Raw genomic sequence first — 13,096 nt, 5'->3', positions numbered from 1 at the left:
TCACCCGAGACCACTCGGGAATCCGAGACCACTCGGCTTCACGCCGAGCATCCGCTCACTTGGGAGAGCAGTCGTCATGAGCAGCACTCGTGCGCCCGCGATCGAGGCGCGTCAACTGATCAAGACCTATTCCGGTGACGTCACCGCGCTCAGCGGCATGGACGTCACCGTGGAGCAGGGCACCGTCTTCGGCCTCCTCGGCCCGAACGGCGCCGGCAAGTCCACCACGGTCAAGATCCTCACCACCCTGGCCCGCCCCGACTCGGGCACCGCCACCGTCGCGGGCCACGACGTACTGCGCCACCCGGACCGGGTGCGGCGCGCGATCGGTGTGGTCGCCCAGAGCTCGGGCGCCGACCCGGTCGCGACCGGCCGGGAGAACCTCCGGCTCCAGGGCAGGCTCTACGGTCTGAAGGGCGCGGCCCTGGACCGCCGGGTCGACGAACTCCTGGAGCGCTTCACCCTCGCCGACGCGGCGCGGCGCCCGGTCAAGGGCTACTCGGGCGGCATGCGACGGCGCCTGGACGTGGCGCTCGGTCTGGTCCACCGCCCCGAGGTGCTCTTCCTCGACGAGCCCACCACCGGACTCGACCCCGAGGCGCGCACCGCGATGTGGGACGAGATCGCCCGGCTCGCCGGGGAGGAGGGCCTGACCATCCTGCTCACCACGCACTACCTGGAAGAGGCCGACCGGCTCGCCGAGCGTATCGCCATCGTCGACCGCGGCCGTGTCGTCGTCGAGGGCACCCCGGACGGGCTGAAGGGCGAACTCCGCGGCGACGCCGTCCATGTGGAACTGGGCGAGGCGGTCGGCGAAGCCGGCCGGGCGCTGCTGGAGGGCACCCTCGGCTCACTGTCGGGCGTGCATCAGGTGCTGTTCGACGGGCGGCGGATCAGCGTCCGCGCCGACGACGGCGGGGCCGCGCTGCCCGCCCTGCTCGGGGCCCTGGACCGGGCCGGGGTCGAGGTCGCCGCCGCGACCGTCGCCCGTCCCTCGCTCGACGACGTCTATCTCCGCTACGCGGGCCGCCGTTACTCGGAAGCCGGGGCGGAAGGCGCCGACTCCTTCGTTCTCGCCGGAGGTGCCCGATGAGCACGGCCGTCTCGCAGACCTGGTACATGACGCAGCGACAGCTGATGGTGTTCGCCCGCCAGCCCGCGTACGCGATCATCACCCTGATCCAGCCGGTGATCTGGCTCTTCCTGTTCGGCAGTCTCTTCAAGAAGGTCGTCGAGCTCGGCGGCTTCGGCACCACCTCCTACCTCGACTACCTGGTGCCGGGCGTGGTCGTGATGAGCGCCCTCAGCTCCAACATGTGGGCCGGGATGGGCACGTTGGAGGAGATCCAGCGGGGCACGCTCGACCGCTTCCTGACCACCCCGGTCAGCCGGGCCGCGCTGATGAACGGCAACGTCGTCAACAACGGCCTGATCACCGCCCTGCAGTCGGCCGTCATCGTGCTGCTCGGACTCGCCGGGGGCGCCGACTACCCGGGCGGAGTCGCCGGCGTGGCGATCCTGGTCCTCGCCTCGGTCCTGCTCGGCACGGTGTTCGGAGCACTGTCCAACGCGCTGGGCATGCTGGTGCGGGAGCGGGAGTCGATCATCGGGATCAACACGTTCCTGCTGCTGCCGCTGACGTTCCTCTCCAGCGCCTTCATGGCGCCGTCGCAGATGCCCGGCTGGATCCGGCACATCGCCGACTTCAACCCGCTCGACTGGGCGATGGTCGCGGGCCGTTCGGCGATGTCCGAGCACCCCGACTGGGGTGACGTGCTCGGCCGGACGGGCGCGCTGCTCGCGCTCGCGGTGGCGGCGGTCTGGCTGTCGATCCGCACGTTCCGGTCGTACCAGCGCTCGGTCTAGCCCGCCGGGCGGTCATCCGCCGAACGGCACGTACGCGACGGCACGTACCTGACGGTACGCACGCAACGGCACGTACGGACACGTCAGGAGGCGGCCCGCGCGACGCGGGTTCGCCTCCTGACGACGTACGGGGCGGTGGGCCGGCGTCAGGCGGACGCCTCCTGCTCCGCCTCCACCTGGGCGTTCCACGCGCGCTTGCCCGCCTGCCAGCCGTCCTCGTTGTGACCGAGGCGCCAGTACCCGGAGATGGACAGGTCGTCGCGCGAAATCCGGCGCTCGACCCGCAGCAGCCCCCGCAGCTCCTTCACGAAGCCCGCCTCGCCGTGCACGAACGCGTGCACCCGGCCCGCCGGGAACTCCAGCGCTCGTACGGCCTCCACCAGGGCCGTGCCGACGGGCCGGTCACCGCGGTGCACCCAGACGACCTCCGCGTCGGAATCGATCTTCTGCTCCTCCTCGGGTCCGGAGACCTCGACGAAGGCGCGCACGACGGCGGCGTCGGGCAGCGACTCCAGGGCGGCGGCGATCGCGGGCAGCGCGCTCTCGTCACCGGCGAACAGATGCCAGTCGGCGCTCGTGTCGGGCGCGTAGGCGCCACCGGGCCCCATGAACCGGACGACCTCGCCCGGCTGCGCCCGAAGGGCCCACGGCCCGGCGAGCCCCTCGTCCCCGTGCACCACGAAGTCCAGTGTCAGCTCGCGCGCTTCGGGGTCCCAGGCGCGCACGGTGTACGTCCGTGTCACCGGCCACTGCTCGCGCGGGAACTCCTCGCGGACGCGCTCCAGGTCGAAGGGCTCGGGATAGTCGACGCCCGCGGGGCCGAACAGCAGCTTCACGTAGTGGTCGGTTCTGCCGCTCGTGGCGAAGTCCGCCAGGGTGTCGCCTCCCAGCACCACCCGTTGCATGTGGGGAGTCAGCCGCTCGGTCCGCACGACCTTCGCCGAGTGGGGCTTCCGGGGCTTGCGTTCCGGGCGCTCTGCCATGACTGCCTCCTGATTCGCATGCTTAGGCTTACCTAAGTTAGCACCCCTTCCTCTGCGATACCTATGCATGAATGGGTATCCGTCGTGTCATAAGCGTTCAACTATGCCTGCAGTGTCGTCAGCAGCCGGTCCAGTGAGCCGCCCAGGCCCCAGCGCGCGGCCAGCTCGTCGAGCGCGGCAGGGTGGCGCGGAGCGTGCGGCAGCGCCGTGTCCGTCTCGGGGAGCGGCACGTCCCCGGCCACCTTGACGACGGTCGGCGCCACGGCGATGTACGGGCGCGACTCGTCGAGCCGCTTGCGCTGCGAGGGCGTCAGCCTGGCCTTCGGATCGTCCACCGCGGCCATGATCCCGGCCAGGTCGCCGAACTCGGCGAGCAGCTTGGCGGCCGTCTTCTCCCCGATGCCGGGCACCCCGGGCAGCCCGTCGCTCGGGTCGCCGCGCAGCAGCGCCAGATCCGCGTACCCCGGACCGTCCACGCCGTACTTCTCGCGCAGCCAGGCCTCGTCGGTGAGCTGGAGCGTGCCGACGCCCTTGAGCGGGTACAGCACGCGCACCCCCCGCTCGTCGTCGACGAGCTGGTACAGGTCGCGGTCGCCGGTGACGATGTCGACCGGGCCGGCGGCGCGTCCGGTGAACGTGCCGATCACGTCGTCCGCCTCGTACCCCTCGACCCCCACGCGGGCGATGCCCAGCGCGTCCAGGACCTCCTCGATGACGGGCACCTGCGGCGAGAGCGTGTCCGGCACCTCCTCCTGGTCCGGGCCGGTCTCGGTCTCCACCGCGACCCGGTGCGCCTTGTACGACGGGATCAGGTCGACCCGCCACTGCGGACGCCAGTCCGCGTCCATGCAGGCCACCAGGTCGTCCGGGCGGTGGTCCCTGACCAGGCGGTCGATGAACTCCAGCAGTCCGCGCACGGCGTTCACCGGTGTGCCGTCCGGGGCCTTCACGGACTCCGGCATGCCGAAATAGGCGCGGAAGTACAGCGAGGCGGTGTCGAGAAGCATGAGTCGTCGCGTCTGCAGAGTCACGCTCCGCATCATGCCGTACGCCACTGACAGTGACCTGGACCACTCCCGTGTCCGCTCCGCGCAAGCCCGGGCGGACGCTTTTCCGGCCCGCGCGGGCGCCGGTCCGCACGCGCGGGCGACGGCGCCGGTGGCCGCGTACTGGCGTACGAGAGAGATCCGGACAACCGTGCCGGGCCGATGACCGCACTCTCCCGGCGGGGTCCGGCCGCGGCGGAGGACCCGCGGCTCCGTCCTGCCGGCCGTCCCCGGGCGGCGCCCCGCCGCCCCGCCGCACATCAGCCCCGTGCCCGGGGGTGCGCCCGAACGTGACGTCCACCGTGCGCCCCGACGTGACTCGAAGCGCCAACTGTGCGCCGGGTAAGCGGACTTCAGGACTCTTGCGGGCCTCCGACGGGCCCCGGGCGCTGTCCCGCCCTCGTGATCGGCCCTTTCGTCCCGTGCGAGGAGGCGGCGGCGCCGGGCGCGCGACGGCTCGCGCGGTGGCGCGAACTGTAACCCTCACACTCCCTCGAAGTGACAGCGATGTGACGGGTCCATGAAACGGTTTGCCGAACATGCGTAGGGTGCAAACAACTCAGCAGAAGCAGCGGGCCGGAAAACCGGGCGGTTCGCGGACCGACGCCGCGAGGGAGGGAGCCGGAGCGATGGGCGACCACAAAGAACAGCCCCTTCGGGTGGGCGCGGCCGTACGGCGACGGCGCCGGGCACTGCGGCTCACCCTCGCCGTCGTGGCCGAACGCAGCGGCCTGTCGGTGCCCTTTCTCAGCCAGGTGGAGAACGAGCGGGCGCGGCCCAGCAGAAGTTCCCTGGAGCGGGTCGCCGACGCCCTCGGCACCACGGCCGCCGACCTGCTCGCCGCCGCCGACCCGGCGTGCAGTGTCGACGTCGTGCGCGCGGACGCCGGGGCCGAGTTCGCTCCCGGATCCCACGCACGCCCCCTGGTGCGCGGTCACCACCAGCTGCACGCCACCGAGTTCACCGGGGATCACGAAGAGGCGCGCGAACTCCAGCACCGCAACGACAAGTTGATGTACGTCGCCGACGGCGGAGTCGAGGTCGAGGCGGAGGGGCGCGCCCATCGGCTGGGACGGGGCGACACGCTGTACCTGACAGGCGGTGTCCGGCACCGCTGGCGCGCCACCGTGCCGGACACCCGGGTGGTCGTCGTCGAGGTCGCCGACCACATCGACGCGGTGGAGGACCCGCACACCTTCGGCAAGCGCTGAGCGGCGCGGGCGGCGACGAGCGCGTCCGAGGCCGGTGCCGCGAGAGGATGGCAGGGGAGAGGGCGGCAGGACACAGGAACGGTGCGGGAGAGGCGGACGGGTATGCGGGTGGTGTCCCTCGTTCCCTCGCTGACGGAGGCGGTGGCCGTGTCGGTGCCCGCCGTCCTGGTCGGCGCGACCGACTGGTGCAGCCACCCGGCCGACCTGGACGTCGTCCGGATCGGCGGTACCAAGAACCCCGACGTCGACGCCGTCGTACGGCTCGCCCCCGATCTCGTCGTCGCCAACGAGGAGGAGAACCGGGAGCCCGATCTGGCCGCCCTGCGGGAGGCGGGGATCGAGGTCCTGGTCACCGAGGTACGGGACGTGCCGGGGGCCTTTCGCGAACTGGACCGGGTGCTCGCCGCCTGCGGGGCCCGCGGTCGGCCGCACTGGCTGGACGCGGCGGAGGCCGCGTGGGCCGAGCCGGCCGCTCCGGCCCGCCGCAGGACCGCGATCGTGCCGGTCTGGCGGCGGCCCTGGATGGTGCTGGGCCGGGACACCTTCGCGGGGGACGTCCTGGCGAGGCTGGGCGTCGACAACGCGTACGCCCACCACGGGGACCGCTACCCCCGCGTCCCCGTCGCCGAGCTGAACGCGGCGGGCGCGGACCTCGTGGTGCTCCCCGACGAGCCGTACCGCTTCACCCCCGACGACGGCCCCGAGGCCTTCCCGGCAACGCCCTGCGCCCTGGTCGACGGCCGTCTGCTGACCTGGTACGGCCCCTCGCTCGCCGAGGCCCCGGCGCGACTCGGCGAAGCGCTGCGAGCAGCCCGTCGCCGGATGTAGACGGACCTCGGTTCGTCGAGAGCCGAGGCGGCCGGTGAGGGGGTGCCGTCCGAATGTCGGTTGCCGGGGCGGGCCGTGTCGGGGACCATCCACGGCATGACCACACGAAAGGGCAGTCGGCCCTCCGGTCGTTGACCGGCTCGCGGTGGGTGCGCGACGGCGAGACCGTCGGTGCCGGGCCCACCCTTCTCGACCACGCACGGACCCTCCGCCGTCGATACGGTCCTGGTCCGTGGCCCGGATGCGGCGATCCGCTTCCCGACGCACGCCCGGGCGGCGCTTCCTTCGTCTTCGTCGGCGGAGGTGAAGACGCCCTGGTCCGGCGTACGCCGGACGGCGACGGTGCCGCGCCTCCCACCGGTGTCGAACTCGCCGACCACCTCGAACACCTGCTGCGGGCGAAGGAGTCCGGCCTCGGCGGCGAGAGGCTCAGGGGTCTCCACGACCGCCTCACCACGTGCTCGCCGATCGACGTCGCCGACGAGCTCGGTGCCGAGGTCCGCCGCCGTGGTCTGCCGTCCGAGGGCCTGCGCCGACTGGGCCGGCAGCTGGCGGAGCACGGTACCCACCGGGCCCCGGTCAAGATCGGCCTGGTGCTCCTGGGGCTGGGCGGGGACGTGCGCGACCGGGAACTGCTGCTCCTGCTCGGCACCCTGGACGAACTCACCCTCTACGCGGCCGTCGCACTCCACCGCTCCCAGCCCGACCCGGACCCGGCCGTCCACGCGCTCGCCCGACGGGTCTCCGGCTGGGGACGCATCCAGGCGGTCCGAACGCTGCGCGACACCACCGATCCCCGTATCAGGGCGTGGCTGCTGCGTGAGGGCTTCCGCAACACCGTCATGGACGAGTACCTCGCCCACCTCGCGGCGACCACCGGCGACCTGCGCGACGCACTGAGCCACCCTCACGTCGACACCCGGCTCCTCGGCGGCGGCGGGGGCATCCTGGCCGCGATGGCCCACGGCCAGGGAGGTCCCGCACCCGGACTGGCCGACTACGCGCACGCCGTACCCGTGCTGCGCCGCTACGCCGACCTGGTCCGGACCCGGACGCCCACCATCACCAGGCTCCTCGACCTGATCGGCATCGCGATGTTCTTCCGCCACCCGCCCCGGGAGCTGCCCTGGGCGCCCGTCGACATCGAGTACCTGACAGCCCGCTACGAAGGACTGCTCCACGAACCCCGGTGGCGTGCGCTCGTCCTGGAACACCTCGCCGACCCCCGGCGCCCCGACTTCCACCGCGCTCTGCGACCTGCCGACGTCCTGCGCCTGGACCCGACGGCCCAGGTCCTGGCGCGTCTGGAAACCGGACCGTCCCTGCTCGACCCGACGTGGGTCCACGCGCTGCGCGGCAGCGACCGCCGGCACGCCGCACACGTCCTCGGCCTGGCCGAACGACGGCTCGCCGTCACCCCCCGACCCGAACGCGACCATGCTCTCCTGCTGTTCGCGCACTTCCTGCGACACCACCCCGAACACGGCTGGCCCCTGCTGCGGTCCGCACTCACCGGCGGCACGCCCGAAGCGCGCCGCGTCGCGCTGACCACTCTCGCCGGATGGCCCGCCGACACCCTCACGCGGGAGGCCGCCGCCTGCCTGCGCGCCGCCCGGACCCCTCGGCCGGACCGTTCCCAGGAGCCCCGTCCGTGACCGGGGGCGAGGGGCATGCCACGTCCCCGGTCCGCGAGGAAGGACCGGGGACGACAGCTTCAGGAGGCCGATCTCAGCGCGGTCCTGCGAGCAGTCTGCCGTCGAACAGGCCGTGGGCCGTCCGGACCGCGGCCACCGACCAGGCGGTCACCAGCAGGGCGTACAGGGCGACGGCGAGTACCTCGAAGGCGGCCAGACCGGTGTGGCGGGCCAGGCCCTCCGCGCCGGTCACGCAGGTGCCCACGGGGAAGGTGAACGCCCACCAGGTCATCGCGAAACCCATGCCCTGACGGCGGGCCCGTACGACCATCGCGACGGCCAGCGCGAGCCACAGCATCGCGAAGCCCAGCACGGGGACGCCGTAGAGGACGGCGAGGAGCGCGAAACCCTGGTCGTAGGGGGCGGGCACCACGCCGGGGGCGGCGTCCGCGAACTTGCCCACCGCGGTCGTCGACTGGCCCAGCGGGCCGAGCACGAGGAACAGCGTCGGGGTGAGCGCGAGCGGCAGCGGACCCGCGGTGACGAGCCGCGCGAAGATCATCGGCAGCATCACGAAGGTGGCCACCAGACTGATCCCGAACATCGCGGCACAGGCGAGGAGCAGGGTCTCCCGGGGCTGTCCGGCCGGCAGGTGGGGAACGAGGAGGGGGCCGACGGCGGCCGACACCATGGGAGCGACGATGGGCAGCAGCCACACGGGGGAGGCCTGTCCGGGTTCGATGCGATGCCGTACGACCATGAGGTACGGGACGGCCACGGCGGCGACGAGTCCGATCACCGTCCCGGCGGTGAACAGGACGGTGTCCACGGCGAGGGCCGCCGGTGTCCCGATCCAGTCCCGGCCGACCAGGAGGGTGCCACCGCCCACGGCGAGCAGGGCCATCGAGAGGCAGCCGTAGAAGGGGGCCATCGCCGGGTCGAGGAGGTGGGCGCGGGCCTGGTCGCGGTGGTACGCCCAGTGCAGGGCGCGGGCGGCGAGCAGCGCCACCAGCAGGGTGAGCGAGAGGGCCCACACGATCGTGCAGGCGGTGCGCAGGCCCGGCACGTCCGCGGGGAGCCCGGCTCCCGCCGTGGCCACGATCGCGGTGCCCATCACGGAGGCGTACCAGTTCGGGCCGAGGTGCCGGACTCCCGCGACGACGCGGTTTCCCGGGACACGGGGGGTCTTCGTGTCGGGGACGGTTCCCGCCTGATGGGCGGACAAGGGCTGGGCTGCGGTGACCATGACATCACGGTCGCGCCGCCGTGGGCTCCCCACCAGGGAGTCCGCGCCTATGACGACATAAGCTGGGTTTATGAGCAGCAGTGCTGAGAGTCGGCCCGGCAGCGGGATCGCGCACCGGGTGCCCGATCTGGGCGCGCTGGAACTGCTGCTGGCGGTGGCACGCCTCGGCAGCCTCGGGCGCGCCGCACGGGAAGTGGGGATCACGCAGCCGGCGGCCAGCAGCCGGATCCGTTCCATGGAGCGGCTGCTCGGGGTGGCGCTCGTCGACCGTTCACCGCGCGGGTCCCGGCTCACTCGTGAGGGGGCGCTCGTCACGGACTGGGCCCGGCGGGTGGTGGACGCGGCCGAGGCGTTCGACGCCGGGGCGCAGGCCCTGCGCGACCGGCGCGACTCGCGGCTGCGGGTGGCCGCGAGCATGACCATCGCCGAGTATCTGCTGCCCGGCTGGCTGATCGCGCTGCGCGCACAGCGGCCCGACACGGCCGTGTCGCTGCTCGCCGGGAACTCCGCCGCCGTCGCCGAGCGGCTGCTGACGGGTGAGGCGGACCTCGGGTTCGTCGAGGGGCTCTCGGTGCCCTCCGGTCTCGACGCCACCGTCATCGCGCACGACCGGCTGATCGTGGTGACGGCGCCCGGGCATCCCTGGGCGCGCCGCCGCGCGCCCCTGGCGGCGGCCGAGCTGGCGGCCACGCCGCTCATCCTGCGCGAGGAGGGGTCGGGCACCCGTCAGGTCCTCGACTCCGCGCTCGGCGGGCTCGCCCGCCCGCTCATCGAGCTGTCCTCGACGACGGCGGTCAAGGCCTCCGCCGTCAGCGGTGCGGGACCCGCCGTCCTGAGCGAACTCGCCCTCGGGGAGGAGCTGTCCGCCCACCGCCTGGTGGGCATCCCGCTCGCCGACGTGCGGCTCACCCGTGCCCTGCGGGCCGTCTGGCCGACGGGGCACCGCCCCACGGGGCCGGCCCGCGACCTGCTGTCCCTGACGCGGGGGGCGTAGCGGTACAGCTTTCTTTCGCCCCCTCCGCCCCTGCCCGTCCCGAACCCGGGGGCGCTGCCCCCGGACTCCCGCTCCTCAAACGCCGGAGGGGCTGATTCTCAGCCCGTCCGGCGCTTGAGGACGAGGCCGTCCAGGCCGAAGCGGGGGTCCGGGGGCGGCAGCCCCCAGGTTCGGGACGGGCAGGGGCGGAGGGGCGGGAAACGTCGGTGCGGGACCCGGGATGCTCAGGTCGCCGCCGCGACCAGGCCCCGCATCACCCGCAGGTCGTCGCCCATCTCCGGGTGCCACTGGACTCCCAGCACCCAGGCGGGGCCGGGGAGTTCGACCGCCTCCACGGTGCCGTCCGCCGCGTGGGCGCAGACCGTGAGCCCGTCCCCGAGGCGGTCCACCGCCTGATGGTGGTACGTCGGCACGGAGCACGGCTCCGGTACGAGACCGGCGTACCGCGTCCCCGCGACGGGGGTCACCTCGTGGTGTCCGACGACGCCGATGTCCTTCACGTGCCCGTCGAGGTGCTGGACGAGAGTGCCGCCGAAAGCCACGTTCAGGAGCTGGTGCCCCCGACAGATGCCGAGCAGCGGGGTGCCGGAGTCCAACGCGGCCCGGATCAGGGCGAGTTCCCAGGCGTCGCGCTCGGGGGCGGGCGGGCCCGTACGCGGGGAGCGCTCGGCGCCGTACCGGGCGGGGTCGACGTCGGGTCCGCCCGCGACGACCACCGCGTCGAGACGGGCGACGGTCTCCCGCGCCAGGGCCGGATCGTCCGGCGGCAGCATCACGGCGAGCCCGCCGGCCCGCTGCACGAGCCGTGGATAGCCGGCCGGCAGCAGCGCGGCCTCCAGCTCCCACACGCCCCAGCGCGCCCCGGTCTCCAGATACGTACTCACACCGACCAGCGGCCTGCCCACGTGCTACTCCCTCGGATCCGGGTCGCCACGACGCCCGTGACCATCAACGGCGTCAATGGAAACCTCTCATACCTTTGCTGGACGGGGGAGCGGAACGCACGGGCCCCGCGCGTCACATCCCGCTCATGCCGGTCCTGCTCATGCCGGTCCCGCTCATGCCAGGAAACCCCGCAGCAGCGCCGCCGTGCCCGCACAGTGCTCCCGCATGATCTCCCGCGCCCCGTCCGCGTCCCCGTCGAGAACCGCCTCGACGAGGGCGGTGTGCTGGCGCTGCGAGTGCTCCAGGTTGCGGACGAGGAGCGGGATGCAGTCGAGCAGGTCGTTGACGCCGGCGCGGACGGCCGCGTACCGCGCGGCGAGGGAGGGGGAACCGCACAGCTCGGCGAGGGTGAGGTGGAACATGGTGTCCAGGCGCCGGTAGTCGGCGAGCGGGGCGTCGTTCGTCCGCTCCAGCGCCTCGCGCAGTCGCGCGCCCCGCTCCGCGTCGAGCCCGTGCGTCGCGCACAGCCCGGCCGCGCCCACCTCCAGGACCTCGCGGAACCGCAGTACGTCCTCGATGTCGACCGCGGCGACCCGGCGGCGCAGTTCGTGCTCGCCCGGTGTGTCGGTGCGCGCCAGCACGAAGGTGCCGCCGTAGCGTCCGCGCCGTGACTCGACCAGACCCTGGTCCTGGAGCACCTTCAGGACCTCGCGCAGCGTCACCCGGCTGATGCCGAGCCGCTCCGCCAACTCCCGTTCCGCGGGCAGCCGTTCACCGCCCGGTACCAGGCCGAGCCAGACGATCTGGAGGATCTGTTCCAGTGCTTCCTCGAAGCCGTTGCCCGCCCGCACCGGCCGCAGCACCGGCGTCAGCCGGTCGCCGGTCCCACGGCCGGATTCCGCCCGTGTCATCAGGTCGCGCCCCCTTCCCAAGCAATGGTTCTCCGCAATACCTTATGGCCCTCGGCTGACCAAGGAGGAACTTCCGGTGGCAGACCGCACACCCCCGCTGACCGTCGACGAACTGCGCGTCCTCGTCGAGGCCGGTGACATCGACACGGTCGTCCTGGCCTTCCCCGACATGCAGGGGCGCCTCCAGGGCAAGCGGTTCGCCGCGGCCTTCTTCCTCGACGAGGTCCTGGAACACGGCACGGAGGGCTGCAACTACCTCCTCGCCGTCGACACCGACATGAACACCGTCGACGGATACGCCATGTCCTCCTGGGACCGCGGCTACGGCGACTTCGCCCTGCACCCGGACCTCGGTACCCTGCGGCGCGTCCCGTGGAGCGAGGGCACCGCCCTGCTCATCGCCGACCTCGCCTGGAACGACGGCTCCCCCGTGGTGGCCGCGCCCCGCCAGATCCTGCGCCGCCAGCTGGAGCGCCTCGCCGCGCTCGGCTACACCGCCCAGGTGGGCACCGAGCTGGAGTTCATCGTCTTCCGGGACACCTACGAGCAGGCCTGGGACAGCGGCTACCGGGGGCTCACCCCGGCCAACCAGTACAACATCGACTACTCCGTCCTCGGGACCGGACGCGTCGAGCCCCTGCTGCGCCGCATCCGCAACGAGATGCAGGCCGCCGGCCTCACCGTCGAGTCCGCCAAGGGCGAGTGCAACCCCGGCCAGCACGAGATCGCCTTCCGGTACGACGAGGCCCTCGTCACCTGCGACCAGCACGCGATCTACAAGACCGGCGCCAAGGAGATCGCCTCCCAGGAGGGCGTCTCGCTCACCTTCATGGCGAAGTACAACGAGCGCGAGGGCAACTCCTGCCACATCCACCTCTCCCTGGCCGACGCCGACGGCACCAACGTGATGGCCGGTTCCGCCGAGGACCCGGGCGGCATGTCGGAGGTGATGCGCCACTTCCTCGCCGGACAGCTGGCCGCCCTGCGCGACTTCTCCCTCCTGTACGCGCCCAACATCAACTCGTACAAGCGGTTCCAGCCCGGGTCCTTCGCCCCGACCGCGGTCGCCTGGGGGCATGACAACCGCACCTGCGCGCTCCGGGTCGTCGGCCACGGCCGCTCCACGCGCTTCGAGAACCGGCTGCCCGGCGGCGACGTCAATCCGCATCTGGCCGTCGCCGGACTCGTGGCGGCCGGACTGTACGGCATGGAGCGGAAGCTGGAGCTGCCCGAGGCGTGCCCGGGCAACGCCTACGCCGCCGCGTACGCGCACGTCCCCACCACGCTGCGCGAGGCCGCCGAGCTCTGGGAGAACAGCCCGATCGCCCGGGCCGCCTTCGGCGACGAGGTGGTCGAGCACTACCGCAACATGGCGCGCGTCGAGCTGGAGGCCTTCGACGCCGCGGTGACCGACTGGGAGCTGCGCCGCTCCTTCGAACGCCTGTGAGGACCCCTTTGCCGCACCCCCACGCATCGCACCCGGACGAGCCGC

At 72.9% G+C, this 13,096-nt stretch carries 12 protein-coding genes; 7 read left to right on the top strand and 5 right to left on the bottom strand.

Translation table 11 applies throughout. From position 1 onward, the window contains the following. Positions 1 to 76 precede the first annotated feature (76 nt). Positions 77 to 1,093, top strand: coding sequence for an ATP-binding cassette domain-containing protein (locus ACH4S8_RS30500; protein WP_398399641.1), 1,017 nt, complete (start codon positions 77 to 79; stop codon positions 1,091 to 1,093). Beyond that, the gene (locus ACH4S8_RS30495; RefSeq protein WP_398399639.1) at positions 1,090 to 1,866 is read left to right on the top strand and encodes an ABC transporter permease; all 777 of its coding nucleotides are present in this window, start codon (positions 1,090 to 1,092) and stop codon (positions 1,864 to 1,866) included. The genes ACH4S8_RS30500 and ACH4S8_RS30495 overlap by 4 nt, the downstream gene beginning before the upstream one ends. Before the next feature lie 146 nt (positions 1,867 to 2,012). Here ACH4S8_RS30495 and ACH4S8_RS30490 read toward each other — a convergent pair whose 3' ends face one another. Then, complete coding sequence (locus tag ACH4S8_RS30490; RefSeq protein ID WP_398399637.1) at positions 2,013 to 2,849, bottom strand: siderophore-interacting protein; 837 nt, start codon at positions 2,847 to 2,849, stop codon at positions 2,013 to 2,015. 101 nt (positions 2,850 to 2,950) lie between these two features. Continuing rightward, a complete protein-coding gene (locus ACH4S8_RS30485) occupies positions 2,951 to 3,889 on the bottom strand; it encodes a 5'-3' exonuclease H3TH domain-containing protein (RefSeq protein ID WP_398399756.1) in 939 nt (312 codons plus the stop codon). A 635-nt stretch (positions 3,890 to 4,524) separates the two neighbouring features. Between ACH4S8_RS30485 and ACH4S8_RS30480 the strand changes: the two genes are divergently transcribed. The 3 genes from ACH4S8_RS30480 (at position 4,525) to ACH4S8_RS30470 (ending at position 7,589) form a co-directional block, all read left to right on the top strand. Then, positions 4,525 to 5,106, top strand: a complete 582-nt coding sequence (locus tag ACH4S8_RS30480) for a helix-turn-helix domain-containing protein (RefSeq protein WP_398399635.1) — start codon at positions 4,525 to 4,527, stop codon at positions 5,104 to 5,106. A 102-nt stretch (positions 5,107 to 5,208) separates the two neighbouring features. Further along, positions 5,209 to 5,934 carry a helical backbone metal receptor gene (locus tag ACH4S8_RS30475; RefSeq protein WP_398399633.1) on the top strand — a complete coding sequence of 242 codons (726 nt, stop codon included), beginning with the start codon at positions 5,209 to 5,211 and terminating at the stop codon, positions 5,932 to 5,934. A gap of 131 nt (positions 5,935 to 6,065) precedes the next feature. Further along, on the top strand, positions 6,066 to 7,589 hold the full coding sequence (locus ACH4S8_RS30470) for a hypothetical protein (protein WP_398399631.1): 1,524 nt from the start codon (positions 6,066 to 6,068) through the stop codon (positions 7,587 to 7,589). Positions 7,590 to 7,662: 73 nt separating this feature from the next. On the opposite strand, the gene ACH4S8_RS30465 is transcribed toward ACH4S8_RS30470, so the two are convergent. Further along, positions 7,663 to 8,814, bottom strand: a complete 1,152-nt coding sequence (locus ACH4S8_RS30465; RefSeq protein WP_398399629.1) for a TDT family transporter — start codon at positions 8,812 to 8,814, stop codon at positions 7,663 to 7,665. 70 nt (positions 8,815 to 8,884) lie between these two features. Here ACH4S8_RS30465 and ACH4S8_RS30460 point away from each other — a divergent pair, with 70 nt between their 5' ends. Next, positions 8,885 to 9,808, top strand: coding sequence for a LysR family transcriptional regulator (locus ACH4S8_RS30460; protein WP_398399627.1), 924 nt, complete (start codon positions 8,885 to 8,887; stop codon positions 9,806 to 9,808). Between the two features lie 224 nt (positions 9,809 to 10,032). Here the strand turns inward: ACH4S8_RS30460 and ACH4S8_RS30455 are convergent, their stop codons facing one another. Together ACH4S8_RS30455 and ACH4S8_RS30450 are read right to left on the bottom strand one after the other, a co-directional pair. Continuing rightward, positions 10,033 to 10,713: a gamma-glutamyl-gamma-aminobutyrate hydrolase family protein gene (locus ACH4S8_RS30455; RefSeq protein ID WP_398399624.1), complete on the bottom strand. Its 681-nt coding sequence runs from the start codon at positions 10,711 to 10,713 to the stop codon at positions 10,033 to 10,035. 153 nt (positions 10,714 to 10,866) lie between these two features. Then, positions 10,867 to 11,604 carry a FadR/GntR family transcriptional regulator gene (locus ACH4S8_RS30450; RefSeq protein ID WP_398399622.1) on the bottom strand — a complete coding sequence of 246 codons (738 nt, stop codon included), beginning with the start codon at positions 11,602 to 11,604 and terminating at the stop codon, positions 10,867 to 10,869. Positions 11,605 to 11,680: 76 nt separating this feature from the next. Between ACH4S8_RS30450 and ACH4S8_RS30445 the strand changes: the two genes are divergently transcribed. Next, on the top strand, positions 11,681 to 13,051 hold the full coding sequence (locus ACH4S8_RS30445; RefSeq protein WP_398399620.1) for a glutamine synthetase family protein: 1,371 nt from the start codon (positions 11,681 to 11,683) through the stop codon (positions 13,049 to 13,051). Positions 13,052 to 13,096 lie beyond the last annotated feature (45 nt).

The sequence above is a fragment of the Streptomyces sp. NPDC021080 genome (genome assembly GCF_044333225.1).
In the GTDB taxonomy this organism is placed as follows: domain Bacteria; phylum Actinomycetota; class Actinomycetes; order Streptomycetales; family Streptomycetaceae; genus Streptomyces.
The sequence above is the reverse complement of the archived record's forward strand: the minus strand, read 5'-3'. Positions and strand labels throughout refer to the sequence as shown.

Coding starts and splice junctions, on each gene's coding strand:
- ACH4S8_RS30500 (WP_398399641.1), top strand. CDS start 77: ATGAGCAGCACTCGTGCGCCCGCGATCGAGGCGCGTCAACTGATCAAG.
- ACH4S8_RS30480 (WP_398399635.1), top strand. CDS start 4,525: ATGGGCGACCACAAAGAACAGCCCCTTCGGGTGGGCGCGGCCGTACGG.
- ACH4S8_RS30475 (WP_398399633.1), top strand. CDS start 5,209: ATGCGGGTGGTGTCCCTCGTTCCCTCGCTGACGGAGGCGGTGGCCGTG.
- ACH4S8_RS30495 (WP_398399639.1), top strand. CDS start 1,090: ATGAGCACGGCCGTCTCGCAGACCTGGTACATGACGCAGCGACAGCTG.
- ACH4S8_RS30460 (WP_398399627.1), top strand. CDS start 8,885: ATGAGCAGCAGTGCTGAGAGTCGGCCCGGCAGCGGGATCGCGCACCGG.
- ACH4S8_RS30490 (WP_398399637.1), bottom strand. CDS start 2,849: ATGGCAGAGCGCCCGGAACGCAAGCCCCGGAAGCCCCACTCGGCGAAG.
- ACH4S8_RS30450 (WP_398399622.1), bottom strand. CDS start 11,604: ATGACACGGGCGGAATCCGGCCGTGGGACCGGCGACCGGCTGACGCCG.
- ACH4S8_RS30485 (WP_398399756.1), bottom strand. CDS start 3,889: ATGCGGAGCGTGACTCTGCAGACGCGACGACTCATGCTTCTCGACACC.
- ACH4S8_RS30465 (WP_398399629.1), bottom strand. CDS start 8,814: ATGGTCACCGCAGCCCAGCCCTTGTCCGCCCATCAGGCGGGAACCGTC.